Origin of the sequence: uncultured Rummeliibacillus sp., assembly GCF_934216135.1 — a bacterium.
GTDB lineage: Bacteria > Bacillota > Bacilli > Bacillales_A > Planococcaceae > Rummeliibacillus.
Genome location: NZ_CAKQBI010000010.1, coordinates 88,061 through 110,156, shown reverse-complemented (window position 1 = coordinate 110,156; position 22,096 = coordinate 88,061). Strand labels below are relative to the sequence as shown.

Sequence of the window (22,096 nt, the reverse complement as noted above, 5' to 3'; positions counted from 1 at the left end):
ATTCTGCGTTACAATCCAATCAATCAAATAAATTAAAGCCAAGATTGGAAATAGTAAAAAGTGTTATAAGCGCAAAGAGAGCCGATGGGTGGTGTGAATCGGTCGTTATATACTTTTGAACTCGTCCATGAGCTACTCCGTGAACCTATAATAGTAATGGAGTTCGGATTCCTACCGTTATTAGGATAGATAGTGATCACTATCGAATGAGTGGGGCAATTTTAAATTGTTCAATTAGAGTGGTACCGCGAGTTAATCTCGTCTCTATAGTTAGTTTCTATAGAGATGAGATTTTTTGTTTTTTGGCTTTGTTAAAATTGTTTAATCGAAACAATTCACTAATGACAACGCCATACTACTAAAAGAGGAGTGGTAAATATGACAAGAAAAATTTGGGTTTTTGATACGACTTTACGTGATGGTGAACAAGTACCGGGTGCAAAATTGAATATTTATGAAAAACTTGAAGTGGCAAAGCAACTAAAAAAATTACAAGTAGATATTATTGAAGCGGGTTTCCCAGCATCATCTACGGGAGATTTCAATGCAGTGAAAGAAGTAGCACAAAAAGTAGGTAACACGGACGACATTATGATTACAGCTCTTGCACGTGCCGTTAAAGCTGACATCGATGCGGTATATCATAGCGTTAAACATGCTGAAAATCCAATGATTCATATGGTACTCGGAACATCTGATATTCATGTTGAAAAGAAATTTGGTAAATCAAAAGATCAAATCCTAGATATTGGTGTTGAAGCAGTAAAATATGCAAAAAGCTTACTACCTCAAGTTCAATATTCTACAGAAGATGCATCTCGTTCAGATTTTGAATATCTATGGAAAACAATTGAAGCCGTCATTAAGGCAGGAGCTACAATGATAAATGTACCTGATACGGTTGGTTATGCAGTTCCAGAAGAATTTGGAGAAATGGTCTATAAACTTAATGATCGTATTAAAAACTTAAATGATAAAGTATTACTAAGTGTTCACTGTCATAACGACCTTGGCATGGCAACAGCAAATACACTTGCAGCTATTAAAAACGGGGCAGATAAAGTGGAATGTACGATTAACGGTATTGGTGAACGTGCAGGAAATGCTTCCCTTGAAGAAGTGGTCATGGCATTACATACACGTGGTAATTATTTTCGCGATGTTGCAACAAGAGTAAATACAAAAGAAATAATCACAACATCAAAACTCGTCAGTAGCTTAATGGGATTAGATGTTCAAGTTAACAAAGCAATCACAGGTGAAAATGCATTTGCCCACTCTTCAGGTATTCACCAAGATGGTCTTCTAAAATCACGAGATGCTTACGAAATTATTCACCCAACTGAAGTAGGTTTAGATGATATGGAGCTTGTTTTAACAGCTCGTTCTGGTCGACATGCAGTAAAAAATGCACTAGAAAAACTTTCAGTTGGAACTTTAACAGATGAACAATTTGAAGAAATTTTCGCTGACTTTTTAAATCTTGCAGATGCTAAAAAAGAGGTATATAACCATGATTTATATATCCTTGTAGAAAAATATTTTGTACGTCACCAAATGGCTGAAAAAATTGAAAGTCATAGTGGGGATTTCTACGAACTAGTTGATTTGCAAGTTATTAGTAACACTACTTTCCCATCTGCAAGCATTAAAGTTAAAAAGGGTAACGAAGTATTTAGTGCAAGTACTGTAGGAACAGGACCAATCGATGCATTGTATTCAGCGATGAAAGAAATCATTGATATGGATATTAAACTTCTTGAATACAAAATTTCTAGTGTATCAAGAGGTAAAGAAGCACTAGGAAAAGTAAAACTACAAGTTGAATATAATGGAGAAAAATATATAGCAAAAGCTACTGATACAGATGTCATCAAAGCAAGTGCACTTGCTTATATGAATGCAGTTAATAGTATTATTATCGAAAAACTCCTTCCAGTATTATAAAATACCATAGTAGAATAATTGATTTGTACTTAAGAAGCTATCGAAATGGATAGCTTCTTTTATATCATTCAATTAGGAAATGAAAATAGTGATATAAAACACACTAATCAAGTTCATGAACTTGCCCTGAATATGGGTCGAAAGAAAAATATTTGTTTATGCCTTTGGATTGTCCTAATATTTTATAAATTTGATAATAATCATTATCTCTTTTTGTATATAATTCTGGCTGTAATATAAGAGTATGATTAAGCTTTTCTTTCTCTTTTACTATATCAAGTGCATCTTCGTAAGTATATTTTGGTTTTTCATAATTATAGATAAGTAAACATCCAATTGTTAAGAATATTAAACTCCAATATTGTATTTTTCTTATTAAATAGTTCGTGTTGATCAATAAAATTATTACATATATCGTGAATATTATTAATGGATAAACGGCATAGTGCCTTAAACCATTAATATAAAAATATAACTTGCCGTTAATATATGTATAGATGCTAACTGAGCATGTAACTAGTAAAATTAAGGTGAATTCTAAATATCGATTATTTAAGATTTTTCTCATTAGTTTCTCCTTTTAAAATATATTAGACCAAGGAGTGGGAAAATGAAACATACGACAGTTACTCTTGTAGACTATAACCCAAATTGGTTGAAAAAATTTGAATATGAAAAAACAAGTATCATAAATGCAATAGGTGATCAAATATTACATATAGAGCATATAGGAAGCACAGCTATTATAGGATTAAAAGCAAAGCCCATTATAGACATAATGGTAGGTATACATCATTTGGAACAAGTTTCTTCGCTAGTTCAACCACTTCAAGATATCGGTTATGAATATGTCCCAAAAATAGAATTCAAAGATAGAAAATTTTTTAGAAAAGGTCAATGGGGACAAGGTACTTGTCATTTGCATATTTGTGAATATGACAGTTCGGAATGGAGAGAAAAAATATTATTTAGAAACTACTTAAGAAATCATCCCGAATTTGCGGAAGAATATGCGTTATTAAAGACAAATTTGGCATCTGAATATGCGTTTGACAGACATACATATACAAAAAACAAAGAGCCCTTTATTCGTACAGTATTGCAGAAAGCGAAACTAGAAAAAGATATATAAAGTAACAAAAAATCTCTGAGAATACAACAGCCATTGAATATCCAATGGCTTGTTGCTGATTAGGTTGGTTTGTTTAAAGATTTACTTAAATAATCTATAATCCCCATTGCACTTACTGCCAAATCTAATGGGATTATTTTAAAAACAGGATGATCTTTAGAAAGACCTTTTGCCTGTAATTCTGCAAAAATAGAGTTTGTTAATATTTCCTCTGTACGTTGAACTTGTTTTGTAAAATCAGTTTCTTCTTTCATGGTTTGACGTCCCGCATCCATGAAAATAGGTAAGTAACGTCGAACTTCTGCATAAGCAAATTGTGGATGAGTGTACGATCCGTAATGACCGAAATAAAGTACATTAGGTTTAATCTTTTCAAAAAGTTGAATCGAATCTTCCATCAAATTAGGATCAAATTGATTTGGTGATGTAGAAGGTAGAATAACATCGAATTCTTCTCCGGTCATATCAGGGTAGTAAACGCCTGTTGTATCTCCAACAAACATTCCATTTGTTAATGATTCATGTATTGAAATATGGTGATTTGCGTGTCCCTTTGTGTAGTAGAAAGTGAGAGTAGAGGATCCTAATCTTATAATTTCTCTATCTCCTATGGCATAAAGTTGTTTTTCTTGAATTGGTAAAATTTCACCGAAAATTGCATCGAAATTTTCTCCGTAAACGGACCTTGCGCTGGCAATTAGACGACTAGGATCAACTAAATGACGGACTCCTTTTGGATGAACTAACACGGTTGCGTTTGGACAGTATTTCATCATTACACCAGCACCGCCTGCGTGATCTAAATGGATATGCGTCAAGATTAAATAATCGATATCACTTGGCTTGATATGTAATTCTTCTAAAGCGTTCAAAATATAAGGGATTGATGGGCTTGCTGATGTTTCGATTAATGCAATTTTGTCATCAACTATTATATAAGAAGTTGTGCGGTTTTTTAATCCTAGATCATTTGTATCAATACTATATAAATGATCGGCTATTTTCTCATACTTCAATATAAAACCCCCTCCAAATTTAATGATTGAGTATATTTTAACATAAAGAAGAAAATATTGTTATTGGAAAGAAAATTTATAAATTTTAATAAACTGATATGAAAACTATCTCTATCTCAGAAAATAAAACTAGTCTCAGTCATGATAGAAATTATGAAATTTTTATACAATAATCAAATTATTCAAGGTAGTTATGGCTATAATTATTACGAACCCAATTCTTAAAATAGATAATTTATTGTTGTTTCAATATCAATTGAAAGGTGTATTGAAGATGGAAATTAGAGAATTAAAATATTTTGTTACTGTTGCCAAAAATAAGAGCTTTTCAAAGGCAGCCGATATTTTACATATCACTCAACCAACATTGAGTAAAGTGGTTAAATCTTTAGAACAACAAATGGATGTTACACTATTTCACCGTTCACCACGAAAAAGTGAATTAACAGATGTAGGTGAAGTGGTCTATGAACATGCGATGAAAATATTAAATTTAGTAGATGAATTAGATGTTGTATTAGAAGATGTAACACAATTAAAAAAGGGGAAAATAAAAATAGGTATGCCTCCTTTAATAGGTATTCTCTTTTTTCCGCAAATGATTAAAGGATTCCAAGAAAAGTATCCTGGAATAACTATTGAAATAGATGAGAGAGGAGCAAATGTGATTAAAGATTTAGTAGGGGCAGGCGATTTAGATATGGGGTTTGTTATGTTACCGGCTGATACAGAAGAATTCCATGTCATTCCGTATACATCACAGCAATTAATGCTAATTGTCAATCAATCCAACCCCTTAGCAAAACAAGAGACAGTTACGATGCAAGATCTTAAAAATGAGTCTATGTTATTGTTCAGCCAAGATTTCACATTACATGATCGCATATTACAAGAGTGTGAAAATGCTGGATTTACACCTCACATTGCATATGAAAGTTCGCAATGGGACTTTATCAGTCAAATGGTTGAGCATAACCTCGGGATTGCCATGTTCCCTAAAGCAATAGCTGAAAAAGTTAATCCTAATGCTGTTAAGGCAATACCAATTGTCAATCCGTCTATACCGTGGGAGATTGTTCTTATCGTTAAAAAGGATCGATATTTATCCCATGCAACGAAAAGTTTTATCCAATATATCGCACCAAACTATTCCATTTAGGAATACAAAATATAAAAAATATGTATTTTACGAATGTTAAACAATAGAGTAAAGTAATTGTATTGAATAGATCGATAAGCAAGACGAACCATTATAAGGTAGTTTCTGTTTATAACCGTCTAGATTGTTTAAGACGGTTTTTTCAATACAATTTAAAAAGGTGTGATTTATATGTATATGAAAATAATCAAAATAATTCTTCAAATTATTTTTCTATACGGTATTTTGCTTTTAGGTGATGGGATTGCAAGATTGGTTCATTTGCCTATCCCTGGAAGTATTATTGGTTTGGTCTTATTGTTCACTGCATTACAGTTACATATTGTGAAGCTTGAATGGGTGGATCTTGGCGCGGGATTATTGACTGGCGAATTACTACTATTCTTTGTACCTTCAGCAGTAGGTGTTGTGCAGTACGACCAGATTCTGGGTGTTATTGGCGTTAAGCTTGTAGCTGTAATTGTGTTAAGCACAATCGTCGTGATGGCTTGTACAGGATTAGTTGCAGATTCTGTCCAAAAGAGGGGTGCGAAAAAAGCATGAGTTTAATTGGTCTTATAAGCTTTATAGGTACTATTATTATCTTTTTATTAAGCAAGAAAGTTTATAAAAAGATGAATTGGATTATCTTATCACCATTATTAATTTGTCCGCTAATTATTATTGCAATATTGTTAATCACTCATACCTCATATAGTGATTATAATTCAGGAGCGACTTGGTTATCTAAACTTCTAGGACCAGCTACAGTTGCATTCGCTGTTCCTATTTATAAGAACTTTCCACTATTAAAGAAGCATGCAAAAGCAATTGGATTGAGCTTAGTTACAGGTAGTGCCGTTGCCATCATTTCATCTTTTTTGTTTGCAATGTGGATTGGTTTATCAAATGATATGGTCAATAGTTTAGTTCCGCGTTCAATTACAACACCTATTGCAATGGATATTTCAGAAATCATAGGGGGTGAGCCTACTATGACAGCTGTATTTGTTATTGTTACTGGGTTAACTGGGAGTATTATTGGACCGCTTGTCATAAAATATATTCGAATACGAACATCCGCAGCAAAAGGTTTGTTATTGGGAATGGGTGCTCATGGCTGTGGTACATCTAAGGCCTTCGAAATAGGGGAATTAGAAGGAACTTATTCAAGTCTTGCAATGATTGTAGCAGCTCTTATTAGTATTGTTTTATCAGATACTTTTTTCCCTGTTCTTCAGCATTATTTAGTCGGCTAACTAAACAAAACGACGTGCCTGAACAGTAATTTTAGAGGCACACTTTTCGCGACGAGGGTAGTGGTATTCGACCACCACAGCCCCAATACCTTTAAAGTGGATATTTTTATAGAAAAAAGAGGCTTTCCATAATCTCTTTAATTATGGAAAGCCTCTCTTTTTATTATTGATAGATTAAAAGCTTTTGACCATTTTCAACTGCATTGTTATCTAATCGATTCCATTGTTTGATGGATGTAACAGAAACACCGTATTTATGAGAAAGAGAATTTAATGTTTCCCCACTTTTTACGACTACTTGTTTCTTTTCCTTTTTTGGTTGGTCATATTCTGTTAAATGGTATTGTTTTATGATTGAATTTAGTTTTTGGTGATAATTTGTATCAGTCGCGTATGTGCCAGTTAAATATTTTGTAGCCTCTTTATATGATCTGGTTTTGCTTTTAAATGTCTTTTTATAATAATTTTTGTTCCAAGACACTCCATTATGAAGTAATTCAGCGTAATCTTCCAAAGATGCCTTGTAACTAGGGTACTTTCTAAATTTTGCATATATTTGATGCATTTGCCCACTACCGTTGTCCTCAGATGTCTGGAAAGTAACAGATTGTTTTTTATATGAACCTTTGATGCCAAAAAGGTTATTATTTGGTGGGGTGCTTAGATCACTTGTACCACCATTGCTTTCTAATACAGCTTGAGCAATCATTACAGAAGCATACAAATCGTGTTTATCTGCAATCTCACGCGCATTTTCACCAATGGAGCCGATAAAGCTTTCCACACTTTGATCTTCTATGTATTTTTTTGATGGCTCTGAAACCGATTGAGATAATTGTTGAATGATGATAAAAACAGATGTAGCAAATAATATTGTAGTAAATAGTGTAAGTAACAAAGCTTTTTTCATCGGTAAACGGTTTAAAATGAAATCTTTGAAACCTTCCTCCCTTTCTAATATTTTTTCCCAAACAGGCACTATGATTCTATCGCAAGAACGAGAGAAGCGAAGAATATAGCTGAATAATGCTGCCTATAAAAGGATAAATTATGTTCAAATCCTTTTAGTATATATGAAAAAACCCATATCTATGGTTATTTCAATTCTATAATAGTTTACCATGTTTTTTAAGACGAATGTTAAGATAAAAAGTTTCTTTACCAAATAAAAGAAAAAACCCTTCTATTAGAAGACAAAGAAGGGATTACTATTTTACTCTGGCAATGTTAGGGTTATTTTTTTGCTATCTGCAATTTTATTTTCTTTTTCGTCAAAGACATCACTCGTTTGTAGGACATATTTTGTCGGTGAAGTATGAGCTTCATCAAGGATATAACCAATATTTCCTCTTTTTGTTTGACTCGGTTCTATTGTACCGGATAAGTCATCTAGATAAATATCTTGTTCCCATGTCCATTTTTGCCCTGTATTTGAAGTTAGTAAAGCAACAGGGGAGAAATGAACGGTCTTATCACTGTTGTTAGTAATCTCAACAAATGATTTGACGACATCAAACGTAGGCTCATGAGTTAAAACGTGAAAATAATCAATCATTGAATAAGTAGGTTCAAGATAAACTTGTTTCACATCCCGAATTGTTAAGATGATATCACCAATTTCAAAACTCTTTTGCTTTAAATTTGCTTTTTTTAGTTTTGCATAACCGAGTTTGTCAGTAATTTCATCTCCTACATTTAATAATGTTCGATCATCTGTTACTTGAGGATTTGCTTGATAATTTTTATGATAATCTGTATTACTGGCAGCTTCTGCATGAGAGCTATTTGAAGTAGAAGATTGTATTGAGCAACCTGATAGTAAAGTTAGTATACAACCACTAAGTAGTAGGGTAGTAATAGACTTATTCAATATTGTTCCTCCTTGCTTGAAAAAATCTGGACGCCACTGAAAGGGACGACCAGATCATGTTGTTTGAGTAATTTTAAGACAATGAAATTTGCCTCATAATTATGATTGATCTTTTATTTTAGTCTTTTTCTTTTTGTTTTTTTCAATGATATTGAAGATAATTTTAGCTTGATCGGTATTGTCGATTTGTCCTGCAAATTTAGAAGCATCAGGTCCAAAAGCATAAACATTTACATCTTCGCCTGTATGACCACCTGTTGTCCAACCGGTATTAGAACGTTTATCGTATATTTTTTCAATGGCATTATCAATATCAGTCGCTTTACCTGAAGTTACATCTTTCACCGATTTGATCTCGTCAGCAGTTAAAGTAAGTCCGCTGTATTTTTTTAATGTTTCTTCTACATCAGCACCTGCAGCTATTTGTTGAGCCATATAATCTGGTGTTTTTTTAGCAGCTTTAATCGCTTCTGGGAACCAGTTATAATCATCTTTTGCAGCTAATGAGAAACCACCTGTTGAATGGTCAGCTGTAGCAACTACGAGAGTATTTTTGTCTTTTTTAGCATAGGCAATAGCAGCTTCAAATGCTTTTTCAAAATCTTTCATTTCACTCATAGCAGCAACAATGTCGTTGTCATGACCAGCCCAATCGATTTGGCTTCCTTCGATCATTAAGAAGAAACCGTCTTTATCCTTACTTAGTTGTTTAAGAGCTGCATTTGTCATGTCAGCAAGTGATGGGGTAGCAGCATTGCGGTCAATCAATTTGTCTAACCCACCATCAGCAAATAATCCAAGTAATTTTGAATTGTTATTTTTTTGTAATTCTGATTTTGAAGTAACATAGTTATAACCTGCTGATTTAAATTCTTTTGTAAGATCACGGTCTTGACGGACGAAATTAGATTTACCACCACCAAGAAGCACATCAATTTTATGTTTTCCATTTACCAATTCATCAAAATAATCATCTGCAATACCATTCATATTTTTTCGAGTCTCATCATGAGCACCGAAAGCAGCAGGTGTTGCATGTGTAATTTCAGATGTTGCAACTAAACCAGTTGCTTTTCCCATTTCTTTAGCAGATTCTAAGACAGTTTTTACATTCTCTTTATTATTATCAACTGCAATGGCATTATTGTATGTTTTAACACCTGCTGACATAGCAGTTGCTGCGGAAGCTGAATCTGTCACATTTTCTTCTGGGTCTTCAGGGTATGTCATTTGTTGTCCAACTAAATATTTGTCGAATGATGTCTGGTTTACATACTGATTACTTGAACTATTTTTTAAATAACGGTAAGCAGAAGTGTATGAATTCCCCATACCATCCCCGATTAAGAAAATGACGTTTTTCACTTCATTTTTCTTTGTAGTAGTCTTTGCATCAACATCCGAAGCTGAAATAGTAAGGCTGCTTAAAGCAAGTGTGGAAATTGCAGCAATAGAAATAAGTTTCTTTGATAAATAAGATTTCAATGGTATTGCCTCCTTTAATTGGTATAGTTTAACTATAAATAATCATTATTAAGCTAATATTGATAGAATGTAAGGATATGTTAAGTTATTTTAAAAGTAGTATTTGTCAAAAGACAGATATAAAACATCTTAAAGTTAAAATAATATTATTGAGCTAATATGAGAAATACTATTAGAGGTGTTTTACCTTAAATAGAAAAGATAACATAACATAATAATTATCCTGCGTCTTAATTATTTCCCGAGAAATGAGATGCCGAATTTAGCTAAATACTAGTAAGCTAGCACCTAACACATAAAAAAGAGACGTCGATAAATTCGCCATCTCTTTTTATTACCTATATATAGAATATGAGGTTTTAATAAGTTTCCTTTTTAACCATAGTAATAAATTCTATAAGATCGGTGCTGAATTCATCTTCCAAAACAAAACCAAGCTTTTCATATAGATGGATAGCTCTTAAATTGAATTTGGCCACAGTTAATCTTATTGGCGTACTTTTATAAGTTTCTTTAATAAAATTAATTATGAATGAGCAAAATTCAAAACCATTACCTTTGCCCACAAGATTAGGATTCATACCAAGACCCATATCAACAAAATCATCTATATAAGCACCAAATTGAATACCAATTGGTACTTGTGCATTCTTCCCAATGCAGAAAAAACCAATTAGTTCTTTAAATTCATTTACAATTGCGTAGTATGAATGGTCAAGTAATTCTTGCTTCGATTCATATGTTATTTCATTATTGTAAAAATCATAGGGCTCTTCGTATTTCCATTTGAGAATGTTGATAGCCATTTCTTCATTCATATTCTCCATAAATAAATTCATTTTATATACTTACCTCACCAATTTTTGACCTCTATAATAAGAAACTAACAGAATCAACTAATTAAAAACATCTCTTCTCTAGAAATATATGAGGAGAAGAGATGTTTTTATGTTTTTAATCATACTTTGATATAAATTACTGAATGCTATTTTAATTAGTCAATCTCATTTATAAAGCTACACTGTCAAAATAGTTTTTAATTATTCGAATGAACACTTGAAATAGATTTATAAAGGTTTTCTAATAATTCAGGACTAATTTCTACAGGGTTATTTTGCATATTAGGAGCAAAGCTATTTGCAATTAGAAGGTTTAAATCATCTTCTGTTTTTACACCTGCATCTTCGATTGTTAAGCACATTTTCATTTCTTTCTTTAATTCATCAATTTGATCTGCTAAGTCCTTAGCATCTTCAAATCCGAGACGACGGCTAAAAGCATCTAGTCTTTTTGCTTCTTTACCGATACTGTTGAGTCTCCAGAAAGTAGGTAAAGTTAAAGCGCATGCTTCTCCATGTGGGACACCGAAATTTTGAGTCAATGGGTATGAACAAGCATGAGCGGCAGCAGTTTGTGTTAAGTTAAATGCCATACCTGCTGTTACGGAAGCTAGGCACATATTGGTACGGGCTTCGATATTATCAGGAGCGTGATAGGCAACCAAGATATTTTCGAAAACTAATTTTGCTGCATATTCGGCAACTAGGTCTGTATACGGTTGGTGCTTTTTTCCATAAAAAGCTTCTAATGAATGAGCTAAAACATCTAAGCCACTGGATGCTGTTACTTGTTGAGGACAGCTTAATGTTAGTTTTGGATCAACTAACGCATAAATAGGATATAAAAACTCACTTGCTAGTGGCCCCTTTATACCGCGTTTTGTATCAGTTAACACAGATACATTTGTAATTTCGCTTGCAGTACCCGCTGTTGTAGGAATAGCAATCATTGGTAATCCTTTGTGTGAAATTGGTTGTTGCTTCGTAAAATAGACTTCAGTTGTATAAGAAGTTGTTGCAACAAAGCAGGCAACTTTAGCACAATCTAATATACTTCCACCGCCAAGCGCAATCGCAAAGTCACAATTATTTTCTATAAGGGCTTTAACGCAATCATCTGTATTTTGAACGGTTGGATTTGATTGTATATCAGAAAAAATAGCTGCGATTTTACCGTTTGAAGCATCTTTTATCTCATTTGCAATTCCATTTCGTATCATTGAAGGTGCACTAATCAATAATCCTTTTTTAAAATTAAATTTTTCTAAGATTTGTGGTAGCTCTTTGATTTTATCTACACCAAAATCAATCGGTACAGGTTGTTCATAATAGAAATTTTCCATATAATTCCTCCTTTAAACTGAAGCAAATTTAGGTTGATTGATTAACTTTTCAAATTCTTGTATGACATTTTCGAAAATATCCATAGCTTCATTTAATTCATCCACTGTAATGACAAGAGGTGGAGCTATTATAATACTAGATTCGTGAGAATAGGTGTAAAATCCTTTTTTAAGTAACATTGATATGAATTTATTCATCAATCGAACAGGATCCTGTCCGTAATCTAATCCATATTGAATGAGGGGCTCACGGGTTGTTTTATCCTTTACTAACTCAACCGCAGCGAACAAACCAAGATGACGAACTTCTCCAACGATAGAGTAGGATAATAATTGTTCAAGACGCTCAGCTAAAACTTTACCTACTTTATAAGCGTTATCAATGAGTTTTTCTTCCTCATAAATTTTTAAAGTTTCTAATCCGATTTGAGTACACATTGTATGACCGCTGTAAGTTAGACCAGTCATTAGAGGATGATCATCAAAATAAGAGGCAATTTGATTGCTCACAATAACTCCTCCAAGGGGTGCATAACCAGAAGTAATACCTTTAGCAAAAGTGATCATATCTGGTTCAAAGTCATAATGGTCAACGGCGAACATTTTACCTGTGCGTCCAAACCCAGACATCACTTCATCACAAACCATTAAAATACCGAACTCATCACATAATGTTCTAACACCTTCTAAGTAACCCTTAGGCGGGATTATAACACCGTTACTGCCAGGTATTGGTTCGATGAATATAGCCGCAATCGTATTTGGGCCTTCATATAAAATTTGCTGTTGCAAACGTTTTAGATAAAATTCTGTTGCTTGTTCTTCACTACTAAAATCAATTGCTTCTCTATATAAATAGGGAATATCAAATTTAACGAAACCGGGAATACCGGGCTCGGCACTTAGCCGGCGATTTTCTCCTGTCAAATTACCAGCGCCAAATGTTGCACCGTGATAAGAGCGGTAACGAGAGAAAATTTTATATCGACCAGTCACCATTTTTGCAATTTTAATAGCATGATCGTTAGATTCTGCACCACCACAAGTGAAAAAGACTTTCTGCATATTATTCGGTGCAAGTTCAATAATTTTTTTTGCTAAGGCAGATTTAGATGCACTGGCAAAACCAGGAGATGATAGTGGAATCTCTCCAATATGTTTAAAAGCTTCAAGTAGTTTAGGGTGTTGATGGCCCACGTTTGTGTAGACAAGTTGAGAACTCATATCGAAATATTTTCGACCTTCTTCATCCCAGAAAAAAACACCTTCTGCTTTGGTCATTACTTTAGGAAGTATACCTAGTTGTTTGGACCAAGAAGTTAAAACGTACTCTTGATGATCCTTTTGAATATCATTAGACAATATTTTATCCATTGTTACAGCTCCTTTTAAATAGATGTTATTTTATCTCACATAAAAAGGATACTAACAATTTATTTTGAAAACAATGAATATTCAGACATAAAAGTTTGTGCAAATGCATAAAGTTATTATTTTGATAAAATATCTTCAATCATGAAAGCAATTGATAAATTTGTTTTAGTAAACGGAGTACTTAAATCAGCATCCAGAAGCGTTTCAATTTTTTTGACTTTATATAGAACTGTATTTCGATGTATGAATTCTCTCTTGCTAATTTTAGAAGTACTTCCATCTTCCTCTATAAAAATTCGCAAAAAGCTTTTCATGTTGGTATTGTGCATTTGATCGTATTGAACTAATGATCCTAACATATCTTGATAAAATCGTTGTATAAGATCCCTATTTTCAACTGCCATAATAATTTTGTAGGCACCAATTTCCGTATATTTATAAAGATTAGGATTTTTATGCTGCTGTGATAGTTTTATAACGGTTTTAGCTTGTTCTAAACTTTTTTGAAGATCTTTTGTATCTGTATAAAAGTTTCCCATTCCTATGAATAGTGGAGTGGGGGTCGGGTAATTCTCTTGAAGTTGATTGAATATAGAGTTGACAGTCCTTGAAAATGGTATATCTGGAGTTTGAACATGGGAACGACTTATTAAGAAGATTAACTGATTATTGTCGATGAGCCGAAGAAATGACTTGTAACGGACAGAAAATGCTTGCCGAATAATTCTCTCGTAAGTTGTGATTTCTTGGGTCTCGCTAGAAGGGGTACATATAATGATGCCTTTTTCATCTTCTTTAGAAAAACCAAAATGTTCTAAAGCTTTCTCTAACGAATGATCTTGAACATCAGTAAATAATAATTTTCTCATTAAATCTTCTTCAGTTAGCTCTCTTTCATGATGAGTATTAAGAAAGTGAAAGGTCAGTTTCAATAAATCGGCAATACGGTACCGCCATTCCATCTCAAAAATAGGAAACTGTAAATCATTTGCAAGAGTTATTGCTTCGGTTGGTATTTTAGAAATATAAGGACCTATATTAATGATTAATCCTGCAGTTCGCTTTTGAGCAAGCGCTGTAATAAGTTCTAAAAGAGCCTCTGTATTTTCACTTAGATGAATACCTGTAGAAATAATAATTTCGTTTGCTTGACAAAATTTTGATAAATCTACACTTTCAATCACGTTTATACCACTGACTTCATTGTTTAATCCATCGGCCCCTCCCCTTAAAACGAGCATATGAAATATTCGTGAATCCAAAAAATGTTGAAATGTTATCATCTATTTCACCCCTAACTTCTATAGTAGAAAAGCTAAAGTACTTTGTGCGAATGCACATGTTTTTTTAGTGAAATGACTATATACCATAAATTTATAATACACTAAAATTGGAAATGTTAGTAGATGTAATAAAAAATAACATGTATTTGGGAGGTAATATATTGTTTATATGTAATGAAAGTCGTTTAAAGGAATCAATTCAAATGTTTAGTAAGTTTGGTCAAACTACAAATGGCGGAGTAACAAGGTTATCTTTATCTCCTGAAGATGTTGCTGCAAGAAATTACTTTTGTAAATGTTGTGAAGAACTTGGGATGGATGTCACCTTTGATGATATGGCAAATATTTATGCGACATTGCCAGGCAAAAAAGAGTTACCTCCAATTGTAATGGGTTCACATTTAGATTCAGTTGAGAAAGGCGGACGTTTTGACGGAGTTTTAGGTGTTTTAACTGCGCTTGAAGTTGTCAGAACATTGCGTGAATTTGAAATAGAGATTGAAGCACCGATAGTCATTGTCAATTTTACGAATGAAGAAGGTGCGCGTTTTGATCCAGCAATGATGAGTTCTGGCGTATTAGCTGGAAAGTTTGATAAAGAAAAAATGCTACATTCAAAGGATAAAAATGGAGTTGCTTTTTTAGAAGCATTAGAAGGAAGCGGCTATCAAGGAGATAAAGAAAATCGTTTAAAAGAAGCTTTAGCGTATTTAGAAGTTCATATTGAACAGGGACCTGTGCTTGAGAGTAAAGCGATAGATATAGGAGTAGTTGAAGGGGTTCTTGGAATGGTATGTTATGAGATTACGATTATAGGTGAATCCGATCATGCAGGAACAACACCTATGACAATGCGAAAAGATCCATTATTTGCAGCTACTGATATTATTACGTCTTTAAGAAAAAAACTAGCTTCGTTAGATCAAGATTTAGTTTATACAATGGGAAGAATGAACGTTTCACCTAATATTCATACGGTCATTCCGAATAAGGTGGTATTTACGTTAGAAGCTCGTCACCAACATCCAGCAATTATATCAAAAGTGGAGGATTTTATTCATAATTTGCCATCTGATATTGATGGTTGTGAACTCTTATTTGAAAAACTATGGAGCAGGGACACAGTTGTATTTGAAAGTGACATCTGTCAATCGATTGAAGATTCATGTGAGAAATACGGATATACTTCTCATCGAATGTACAGTGGAGCAGGGCATGATGCGCAATTTATGGCAAGCTATATACCTTCGGCGATGATATTTGTACCGAGTGTAAATGGAAAAAGCCATTGCGAAGAAGAACTAACGAGTTTTAAAGATTGTGCAAACGGGGCAAATGTCTTACTTCAAACAGTACTCTCTCTTCAAGAGAAATTAGTAAAAGAAAAACAAACTATATAGAAAGAAGGAACACTATGAAAAAACTAATTACTGGCGGAACAATCGTAACAGCAGCTGATAAGTATGAAGCGGATATTCTAATTGAAGATGGCAAGATTGCTTATATTGGAAAAGGAATCGTAGATGATGAGGCGGAAGTGATTGATGCTTCTGGACAATATGTTTTTCCAGGTGGAATTGATCCCCATACCCATCTAGATATGCCTTTTAATAATACGGTGACAGATGATGATTGGGAATCGGGTACGATTGCAGCAGCATTTGGTGGTACAACAACCATCTTAGATTTTTGTTTAACAGCAGGCGAAATAAAACTAATGGATGCAGTAGATAAGTGGCATGAGAAGGCAAAAGACAAAGCTGTCATCGATTATGGATTCCATTTAATGATTGGTGATTTAAACGAAGATACTTTGGTTGAATTACCGAAAGTGTTAGAGCAGGAAGGAATTACTTCTATAAAAGTATTCCTTGCCTACGCGAAGGAATTTCAAGCTACTGATCGTACCCTTTATCAAGCTTTTAAAGTTGGAAAAGAGATGGGTGCAGTTGTTATGGTCCATTGTGAGAATGGTTCAGTTATAGACGAATTAGTGGAGGAAGCAAAAGCGCTTGGTCATACAGAACCAATTTATCATGCTTTAACTCGTCCTCCTCAATTAGAAGGTGAGGCAACAAAACGAGCAATTGAGTTGGCTCATTTAGCAGATGCTGAACTTTATGTAGTGCATGTGACATGTAAGGAAGCCGTTGATGAAATCATTGCTGCACGACAAAAAGGGTATAAAGTGTATGGTGAAACTTGCCCACCTTACTTAACACTCGATCAGTCAGCTTTAGAAAAGCCTAACTTTGAAGGAGCTAAATACGTTTGGTCCCCACCACTTCGACCTAAAGAACATCAAGAAGTTTTATGGAATGCCTTAAAAGCTAAACAACTTCAAACAATTGGATCAGATCAATGTTCCTTTAATTTTAATGGTAAAAAACGTTTAGGAATTGATGATTTCTCAAAAATTCCGAACGGAGGACCATTTATCGAAGATAGATTTAGTGTCTTATATTCTGAAGGCGTCGTGAAGGGGAAAATAACAATCAATGAATTCGTTGATATGATTTCAACAAATGCAGCGAAAATTTTTGGCTTATATCCTCAAAAAGGAACAATAGCAGTTGGATCAGATGCGGATATCGTCTTATTTGATCCAAGAAAAGAACGTATTATTTCAGCTGAAACGCATCATATGAATGTCGATTATAGTGCGTTTGAAGGATTAAAAGTAACAGGGGAACCTATTAGTGTGTTAAGTCGGGGGAATTTTGTTGTAAAAGATAAAGAGTTTGTTGGTGCTTTAGGAAGTGGTCAGTATATTAAACGACAAGTGAAGAAGGAGGAAACAAAAGAGGTAGTTACTCAATAATATAGGGGTGATTAAATGATTAATAGTTTATTAGATAAGAATTTTGAAGAAGTTACACTGGGTTTTTCTAAAGCTAGTGCAATGGAAGAAGCGAATCGTTGTTTATATTGTTATGATGCACCTTGTATGCGAGCATGTCCAACAAGTATTAATGTGCCAAGCTTTATCAAAAAAATTGCTTCCGGAAACTTAAAAGGTTCTGCAAAAGTAATTTTAGAAGCAAATCCAATGGGAGCAAGTTGTGCAAGAGTTTGTCCAACTGAAGAACTTTGTGAAGGTGCCTGTGTCATGCAAAAAGATGACAAGCCAATTAAGATTGGAGCCCTTCAACGTTATGCAACAGATTGGGTAAAAAATCAAGATATTCCATTATTCAATGCTGGTGTTCCAAATGGTAAAAGGATTGCTATTATAGGAAGTGGACCAGCAGGGTTATCTGCTGCACGTGAACTATGCCGAATGGGTTATGAAGTTACAATCTTCGAAGCTGAAAAAAAGGCTGGAGGACTTAATCAGCATGGGATTGTATCATTCCGATTACCACAAGAAGTTGTTGACTGGGAAGTAGAACAAGTTCGTCGATTAGGAGCAACTATATTAACAGGGAAGAGAGTTGGAAAAGATGTTACTTGCGATGAGTTATTGGAGAACTTTGATCGAATTATAGTGGCAGTAGGAATGAGCAAAGTCCCTAATTTAAATATTGAAGGAGAAATGCTAGAAGGTGTACTTGATGCAATTGAGTTTGTCAAAACAACGAAGCAAGAAACAGTTCCGCAAAATATGATAGGCAAGAAAGTAGTCGTTATCGGTGCAGGAAATACGGCGATCGATGCGGCAACCTGTGCAATTCGTTTAGGTGCAGCAAGTGTAAAGATTTTATATCGTCGTACTGCCAATGAAATGACAGCATATCCATTTGAATATGAATTTGCTAAGCAAGAGGGGGTAGAATTTCAATGGCTAACTTCACCTAAAAAAGTAGTAGGGAATGAAGATGGCCAAGTTATGGCATTAGAATGCGTTCAAATGAAATTAGTCGATTGCTATGACAGAAAAGATGCATTATTAGAAGTCGAAAATTCAAACTTCACGATAGCAACAGATTTTGTCATTCGTGCAATTGGACAAAAGCGTCAAGTAGATTTGATACAGGAATTCAACATTCAACAAAGTAACGGCATTCCTTCAGTTGATCCTGTAACACTTCAAACATCTAATTCAAAGGTATATGCCTGTGGTGATGTGATATATGGAAATGGCTATGGTGATGCAACAGTCGTTTCAGCTGTCCAACAAGGGAAAGATTGCGCATATGCAATTCATCATTCATTAAAACAATCATCAGAGATTGCCTAACACAAAGAGGGGGGATTATATGGCTGATTTACGAATAAATCTTGCAGGAATACAGTCACCAAATCCGTTTTGGTTAGCTTCTGCTCCACCAACCAATTCTGGATATCAAGTACAAAGAGCATTTGAAGCTGGTTGGGGAGGTGCAGTTTGGAAAACACTTGGCGATCCTATTTTAAATGTATCGTCTAGATTTGCAGCAGTTAGTTTCAATGGACAGAAAGTTGCAGGCTTCAACAATATTGAGCTCATTACTGACCGTCTACTTGAAATAAATTTAAAAGAAATTTATGAGACAAAGAAACGCTTTCCCAATCATGCGATTATCGCATCTTTAATGGTAGAACCGAAACAAGAAAAGTGGCATGAAATTGTAAAACGAGTAGAAGACGTCGGAGTAGATGGTTTGGAATTAAATTTTGGGTGTCCCCATGGAATGGCTGAACGTGGTATGGGAGCTGCATCTGGTCAGGTACCTGAACTTGTTGAAAAGCAAACCTACTGGGCAAAAGAAATGGCTAAAACGCCTGTTATTGTGAAGCTAACGCCAAATATTACGGATATTACCGTAACTGCCGAAGCAGCAGTAAGAGGTGGGGCGGATGCGATTAGTATGATAAATACGATTAATAGTTTAGCTGGAGTTGATTTAAACACTTGGAATACAATTCCTCATGTTGGTGGTAAAGGGGCACATGGTGGTTATTGCGGACCAGCGGTAAAACCAATTGCGTTGAATATGGTTGGGGAATGTGCTCGAAGTCCACATATTAATCTACCAATTTCAGGGATAGGTGGAATATCAAATTGGCAAGATGCTGCTGAGTTTTTATTGATGGGTGCAACCGGTGTCCAGGTTTGTACCGCTGCGATGCATCATGGTTTTCGTATCGTAGAAGATATGATCGATGGATTGAATAATTATTTGGATGAAAAAGGTATTACATCAGTGATGGACATTGTCGGGCAATCCGTACCAAAATATTCTGATTGGGGTAATTTAGATCTAAATTATAAGGTAGTAGCAGAAATCAATAATGATAAATGTATTCATTGTAATAAATGCTATATTGCATGTGAAGATACATCCCATCAAGCTATTGACCTTTATCATGATGCAAGCGGACTTTCTCAACTGAAAATACGTGAGGAAGATTGTGTTGGCTGTAATTTATGCGCTATTGTTTGCCCAGAAGAAGGAGCCATTACGATGAAAGAAGTGAAAAATACTTTGCCGTCTATGACATGGAACGAACGTCAGGAAATGCTAAAAGTATTGAATACAACCGCTGAGCCAATTGGAAAGTAGATGTTAGTAATTTGGCAAAGTAACTGGTCTTAATAAATTCCCAAGTTGTTATTTTAGATATAGTGAGATGAAATATTAGGGTAGGAAATGCCCTCGTTAAAATTGAAAAATGTGGAGGTTATGCCTATGGAGCAAAAAAATGATTATTTGAAATCCCCTGATTTATTGCCTATCTCTTATGAGAAACGAAATGTTGGTGCTTTTGGTTTTTCAGTTATTTGGGTAGGGATGGCGATTGTATTAGCCGCATTCGCTATTGGTGCTGCAGGAATTATCCATTTACCTATGCCGATGCTAATTTTCGCTACATTGGTCGGCTCCTTAACAATTGGAATTTTCATGGTACTTATAGGTGATATTGGTGTGGAACATGGGCTAGCATTTCCTGTTTATATGCGTGCTCCATTTGACACATTCGGAACGCATCTCCCTTCATTGGTAAGGGGGATAACCGCATCGTGTTGGTTTGGTATTAATACGTATTTTGGTTCTTTAGCGATCAATGGAATTTTAAATATTTTATTTGATTTTGATAACTGGTTTGTCTGTTTCGTATTCTTTGCCGTATTCCAATTATTAAATACTTCTTTAGGTATTAAATCGATTGAACGTTTTGCAGATTTAGCCGCGCCAATCATTATTTTCATCTCTTGTTGGATGTATGTAGCACTTGCTGATAAGGCAACTTCTTCAGGGAAAGAAGTATGGTCATGGGTTGAATCTCCAACAACAGGAATGGCTACATTTACAGCATTTATGGTTGTTGTAATGGCAAATATGGGCTTCTGGGCAACATTAGCAGCTGACATGCCTTCTCTATCTCGTTTTTTCAAAGCACCAAAAAATGAAAAAAATTGGATTAAACGCAATAAGACACAACTGGTAGGTTCGCTTATTGTGATGCCAGTTGTCAACACATTTATGATTGTCATCGGTGCAGTTTGTTATATGGCCGTTTCATCCGGTGATCCTGTTGCCGCATTACAAGAGTCTGCAAGCGGATTTGTATTAGCAATATTATTGTTAATGATTGTATTAGCGCAATGGTCTACAAATACTTCAGCAAATGTCATTCCGGCTGCAACAATCTTTTCTAATATTGGTGGTCCAAAAGTCCCTTTCTGGATAGGTGTCGTAATTGCTGGAATTATTGGTACTCTAGCACAACCTTGGAGTCTTTTCGATGTATTGAATTCAGTTCTTCTAATTATAGGTGGTATTTTAACTGCAATAGTTGGCATTATGTTTGCAGATTATTATTTACTACGCAAACGTCGATTAAATGTGGAGGAACTTTATGAGATTTCAGGGCAGTATAAATATATGAATGGTTTTAATCTAGCTGGACTGATTTCTTGGATTATTGGCGGTATTATAGCAAATTTATTACCAACTTATTCTTCATTGGTAGGATTTGCAGTTGGAGCTGTTCTTTACTATGTTCTGGCAAAATATTGGTGGTTTAAAAAATACCCACAAAAGGAAATTACAGATCCAAGTGATAGAAAATATTTGGGTATAACAGTAGGACGTGATTGGGAAATATCACCTCAAGAAAAGCAAGAACAAATACCGGAGCTCACACCCAATTTAAGCCCTAAATAGTTTTAAAACAAGTTGTAGTTTTGCATTCGAAAAGGAGTGATTCTGATGTCGGCATACTTACAAACAATCGATGAAATTGATCAAATCGATCGTTTACTGCTTCAAAAATATTGTATGAAAACTTTTACAGAAAATCTTGATGGTGCAAAAATTGAATTTTATCATCAAGAAAGTAATGATTCAAAAGAGCTTCATATAGGTTCTGCAGATGCGCGTAAATATGCATCGGTTAAAGTATTCGAGCAAGTGTATAAAACCTTAATATGAGTTATTTCAATTTAAAATTTTCCTCTCTTCAGTACACGTAGTAAAGGATTTA

Annotated in this window: 19 protein-coding genes and 1 other annotated feature; of the genes, 11 read left to right on the top strand and 8 right to left on the bottom strand. The window is 34.4% G+C overall.

The window, feature by feature from the left end:
- Positions 1 to 31 precede the first annotated feature (31 nt).
- Positions 32 to 269, top strand: a binding site (T-box leader).
- Positions 270 to 378: 109 nt separating this feature from the next.
- Positions 379 to 1,947 (top strand): 2-isopropylmalate synthase, encoded by a 1,569-nt coding sequence (locus Q0977_RS08860; protein WP_299512724.1) that lies wholly within the window; start codon positions 379 to 381, stop codon positions 1,945 to 1,947.
- A 610-nt stretch (positions 1,948 to 2,557) separates the two neighbouring features.
- Positions 2,558 to 3,079, top strand: coding sequence for a GrpB family protein (locus tag Q0977_RS08855; protein WP_124217887.1), 522 nt, complete (start codon positions 2,558 to 2,560; stop codon positions 3,077 to 3,079).
- A 59-nt stretch (positions 3,080 to 3,138) separates the two neighbouring features.
- Here Q0977_RS08855 and Q0977_RS08850 read toward each other — a convergent pair whose 3' ends face one another.
- On the bottom strand, positions 3,139 to 4,095 hold the full coding sequence (locus tag Q0977_RS08850; protein ID WP_367269463.1) for an MBL fold metallo-hydrolase: 957 nt from the start codon (positions 4,093 to 4,095) through the stop codon (positions 3,139 to 3,141).
- 274 nt (positions 4,096 to 4,369) lie between these two features.
- Here Q0977_RS08850 and Q0977_RS08845 point away from each other — a divergent pair, with 274 nt between their 5' ends.
- From Q0977_RS08845 to Q0977_RS08835, 3 genes are all read left to right on the top strand, one after another.
- Positions 4,370 to 5,254, top strand: coding sequence for a LysR family transcriptional regulator (locus Q0977_RS08845; RefSeq protein WP_119416471.1), 885 nt, complete (start codon positions 4,370 to 4,372; stop codon positions 5,252 to 5,254).
- A 171-nt stretch (positions 5,255 to 5,425) separates the two neighbouring features.
- Entirely contained in the window at positions 5,426 to 5,797 is a 372-nt protein-coding gene (locus Q0977_RS08840) for a CidA/LrgA family protein (RefSeq protein ID WP_367269462.1), read from the top strand.
- Positions 5,794 to 6,492, top strand: a complete 699-nt coding sequence (locus Q0977_RS08835; RefSeq protein WP_119416470.1) for an LrgB family protein — start codon at positions 5,794 to 5,796, stop codon at positions 6,490 to 6,492. Before Q0977_RS08840 ends, Q0977_RS08835 begins: the two co-directional genes overlap by 4 nt.
- Positions 6,493 to 6,655: 163 nt before the next feature.
- On the opposite strand, the gene Q0977_RS08830 is transcribed toward Q0977_RS08835, so the two are convergent.
- From Q0977_RS08830 to Q0977_RS08800, 7 genes are all read right to left on the bottom strand, one after another.
- A complete protein-coding gene (locus tag Q0977_RS08830) occupies positions 6,656 to 7,471 on the bottom strand; it encodes a glucosaminidase domain-containing protein (protein WP_233548107.1) in 816 nt (271 codons plus the stop codon).
- 234 nt (positions 7,472 to 7,705) lie between these two features.
- Positions 7,706 to 8,362: a hypothetical protein gene (locus tag Q0977_RS08825; RefSeq protein ID WP_119416469.1), complete on the bottom strand. Its 657-nt coding sequence runs from the start codon at positions 8,360 to 8,362 to the stop codon at positions 7,706 to 7,708.
- 99 nt (positions 8,363 to 8,461) lie between these two features.
- Positions 8,462 to 9,847, bottom strand: coding sequence for an alkaline phosphatase (locus Q0977_RS08820; protein ID WP_158582378.1), 1,386 nt, complete (start codon positions 9,845 to 9,847; stop codon positions 8,462 to 8,464).
- Between the two features lie 359 nt (positions 9,848 to 10,206).
- On the bottom strand, positions 10,207 to 10,686 hold the full coding sequence (locus tag Q0977_RS08815; protein ID WP_124217891.1) for a GNAT family N-acetyltransferase: 480 nt from the start codon (positions 10,684 to 10,686) through the stop codon (positions 10,207 to 10,209).
- 197 nt (positions 10,687 to 10,883) lie between these two features.
- The gene (locus Q0977_RS08810; RefSeq protein ID WP_299512703.1) at positions 10,884 to 12,029 is read right to left on the bottom strand and encodes an iron-containing alcohol dehydrogenase family protein; all 1,146 of its coding nucleotides are present in this window, start codon (positions 12,027 to 12,029) and stop codon (positions 10,884 to 10,886) included.
- A 12-nt stretch (positions 12,030 to 12,041) separates the two neighbouring features.
- The gene (locus Q0977_RS08805) at positions 12,042 to 13,403 is read right to left on the bottom strand and encodes an aminotransferase class III-fold pyridoxal phosphate-dependent enzyme (protein WP_299512700.1); all 1,362 of its coding nucleotides are present in this window, start codon (positions 13,401 to 13,403) and stop codon (positions 12,042 to 12,044) included.
- A 116-nt stretch (positions 13,404 to 13,519) separates the two neighbouring features.
- Entirely contained in the window at positions 13,520 to 14,686 is a 1,167-nt protein-coding gene (locus Q0977_RS08800; protein WP_299512697.1) for a PucR family transcriptional regulator, read from the bottom strand.
- A gap of 161 nt (positions 14,687 to 14,847) precedes the next feature.
- Between Q0977_RS08800 and Q0977_RS08795 the strand changes: the two genes are divergently transcribed.
- From Q0977_RS08795 to Q0977_RS08770, 6 genes are all read left to right on the top strand, one after another.
- The gene (locus tag Q0977_RS08795) at positions 14,848 to 16,086 is read left to right on the top strand and encodes a Zn-dependent hydrolase (RefSeq protein ID WP_299512694.1); all 1,239 of its coding nucleotides are present in this window, start codon (positions 14,848 to 14,850) and stop codon (positions 16,084 to 16,086) included.
- Between the two features lie 14 nt (positions 16,087 to 16,100).
- Positions 16,101 to 17,507, top strand: coding sequence for a dihydropyrimidinase (hydA, locus tag Q0977_RS08790; RefSeq protein ID WP_124217894.1), 1,407 nt, complete (start codon positions 16,101 to 16,103; stop codon positions 17,505 to 17,507).
- Positions 17,508 to 17,522: 15 nt separating this feature from the next.
- The gene (locus Q0977_RS08785; RefSeq protein WP_119416461.1) at positions 17,523 to 18,866 is read left to right on the top strand and encodes an NAD(P)-dependent oxidoreductase; all 1,344 of its coding nucleotides are present in this window, start codon (positions 17,523 to 17,525) and stop codon (positions 18,864 to 18,866) included.
- Positions 18,867 to 18,885: 19 nt separating this feature from the next.
- A complete protein-coding gene (gene preA, locus Q0977_RS08780; RefSeq protein ID WP_299512688.1) occupies positions 18,886 to 20,172 on the top strand; it encodes an NAD-dependent dihydropyrimidine dehydrogenase subunit PreA in 1,287 nt (428 codons plus the stop codon).
- A 126-nt stretch (positions 20,173 to 20,298) separates the two neighbouring features.
- Entirely contained in the window at positions 20,299 to 21,777 is a 1,479-nt protein-coding gene (locus tag Q0977_RS08775) for an NCS1 family transporter (protein WP_299512685.1), read from the top strand.
- A 45-nt stretch (positions 21,778 to 21,822) separates the two neighbouring features.
- Positions 21,823 to 22,044 carry a hypothetical protein gene (locus tag Q0977_RS08770; protein ID WP_119416458.1) on the top strand — a complete coding sequence of 74 codons (222 nt, stop codon included), beginning with the start codon at positions 21,823 to 21,825 and terminating at the stop codon, positions 22,042 to 22,044.
- Positions 22,045 to 22,096: the final 52 nt, after the last annotated feature.

What these genes read in the sequence shown, in the direction of transcription:
- Q0977_RS08860 (WP_299512724.1), top strand. Translation starts at nt 379, where the DNA reads ATGACAAGAAAAATTTGGGTTTTTGATACGACTTTACGTGATGGTGAA.
- Q0977_RS08855 (WP_124217887.1), top strand. Translation starts at nt 2,558, where the DNA reads ATGAAACATACGACAGTTACTCTTGTAGACTATAACCCAAATTGGTTG.
- Q0977_RS08845 (WP_119416471.1), top strand. Translation starts at nt 4,370, where the DNA reads ATGGAAATTAGAGAATTAAAATATTTTGTTACTGTTGCCAAAAATAAG.
- Q0977_RS08840 (WP_367269462.1), top strand. Translation starts at nt 5,426, where the DNA reads ATGTATATGAAAATAATCAAAATAATTCTTCAAATTATTTTTCTATAC.
- Q0977_RS08835 (WP_119416470.1), top strand. Translation starts at nt 5,794, where the DNA reads ATGAGTTTAATTGGTCTTATAAGCTTTATAGGTACTATTATTATCTTT.
- Q0977_RS08815 (WP_124217891.1), bottom strand. Translation starts at nt 10,686, where the DNA reads ATGAATTTATTTATGGAGAATATGAATGAAGAAATGGCTATCAACATT.
- Q0977_RS08810 (WP_299512703.1), bottom strand. Translation starts at nt 12,029, where the DNA reads ATGGAAAATTTCTATTATGAACAACCTGTACCGATTGATTTTGGTGTA.
- Q0977_RS08805 (WP_299512700.1), bottom strand. Translation starts at nt 13,403, where the DNA reads ATGGATAAAATATTGTCTAATGATATTCAAAAGGATCATCAAGAGTAC.
- Q0977_RS08800 (WP_299512697.1), bottom strand. Translation starts at nt 14,686, where the DNA reads ATGATAACATTTCAACATTTTTTGGATTCACGAATATTTCATATGCTC.
- hydA (WP_124217894.1), top strand. Translation starts at nt 16,101, where the DNA reads ATGAAAAAACTAATTACTGGCGGAACAATCGTAACAGCAGCTGATAAG.
- Q0977_RS08785 (WP_119416461.1), top strand. Translation starts at nt 17,523, where the DNA reads ATGATTAATAGTTTATTAGATAAGAATTTTGAAGAAGTTACACTGGGT.
- preA (WP_299512688.1), top strand. Translation starts at nt 18,886, where the DNA reads ATGGCTGATTTACGAATAAATCTTGCAGGAATACAGTCACCAAATCCG.
- Q0977_RS08775 (WP_299512685.1), top strand. Translation starts at nt 20,299, where the DNA reads ATGGAGCAAAAAAATGATTATTTGAAATCCCCTGATTTATTGCCTATC.
- Q0977_RS08770 (WP_119416458.1), top strand. Translation starts at nt 21,823, where the DNA reads ATGTCGGCATACTTACAAACAATCGATGAAATTGATCAAATCGATCGT.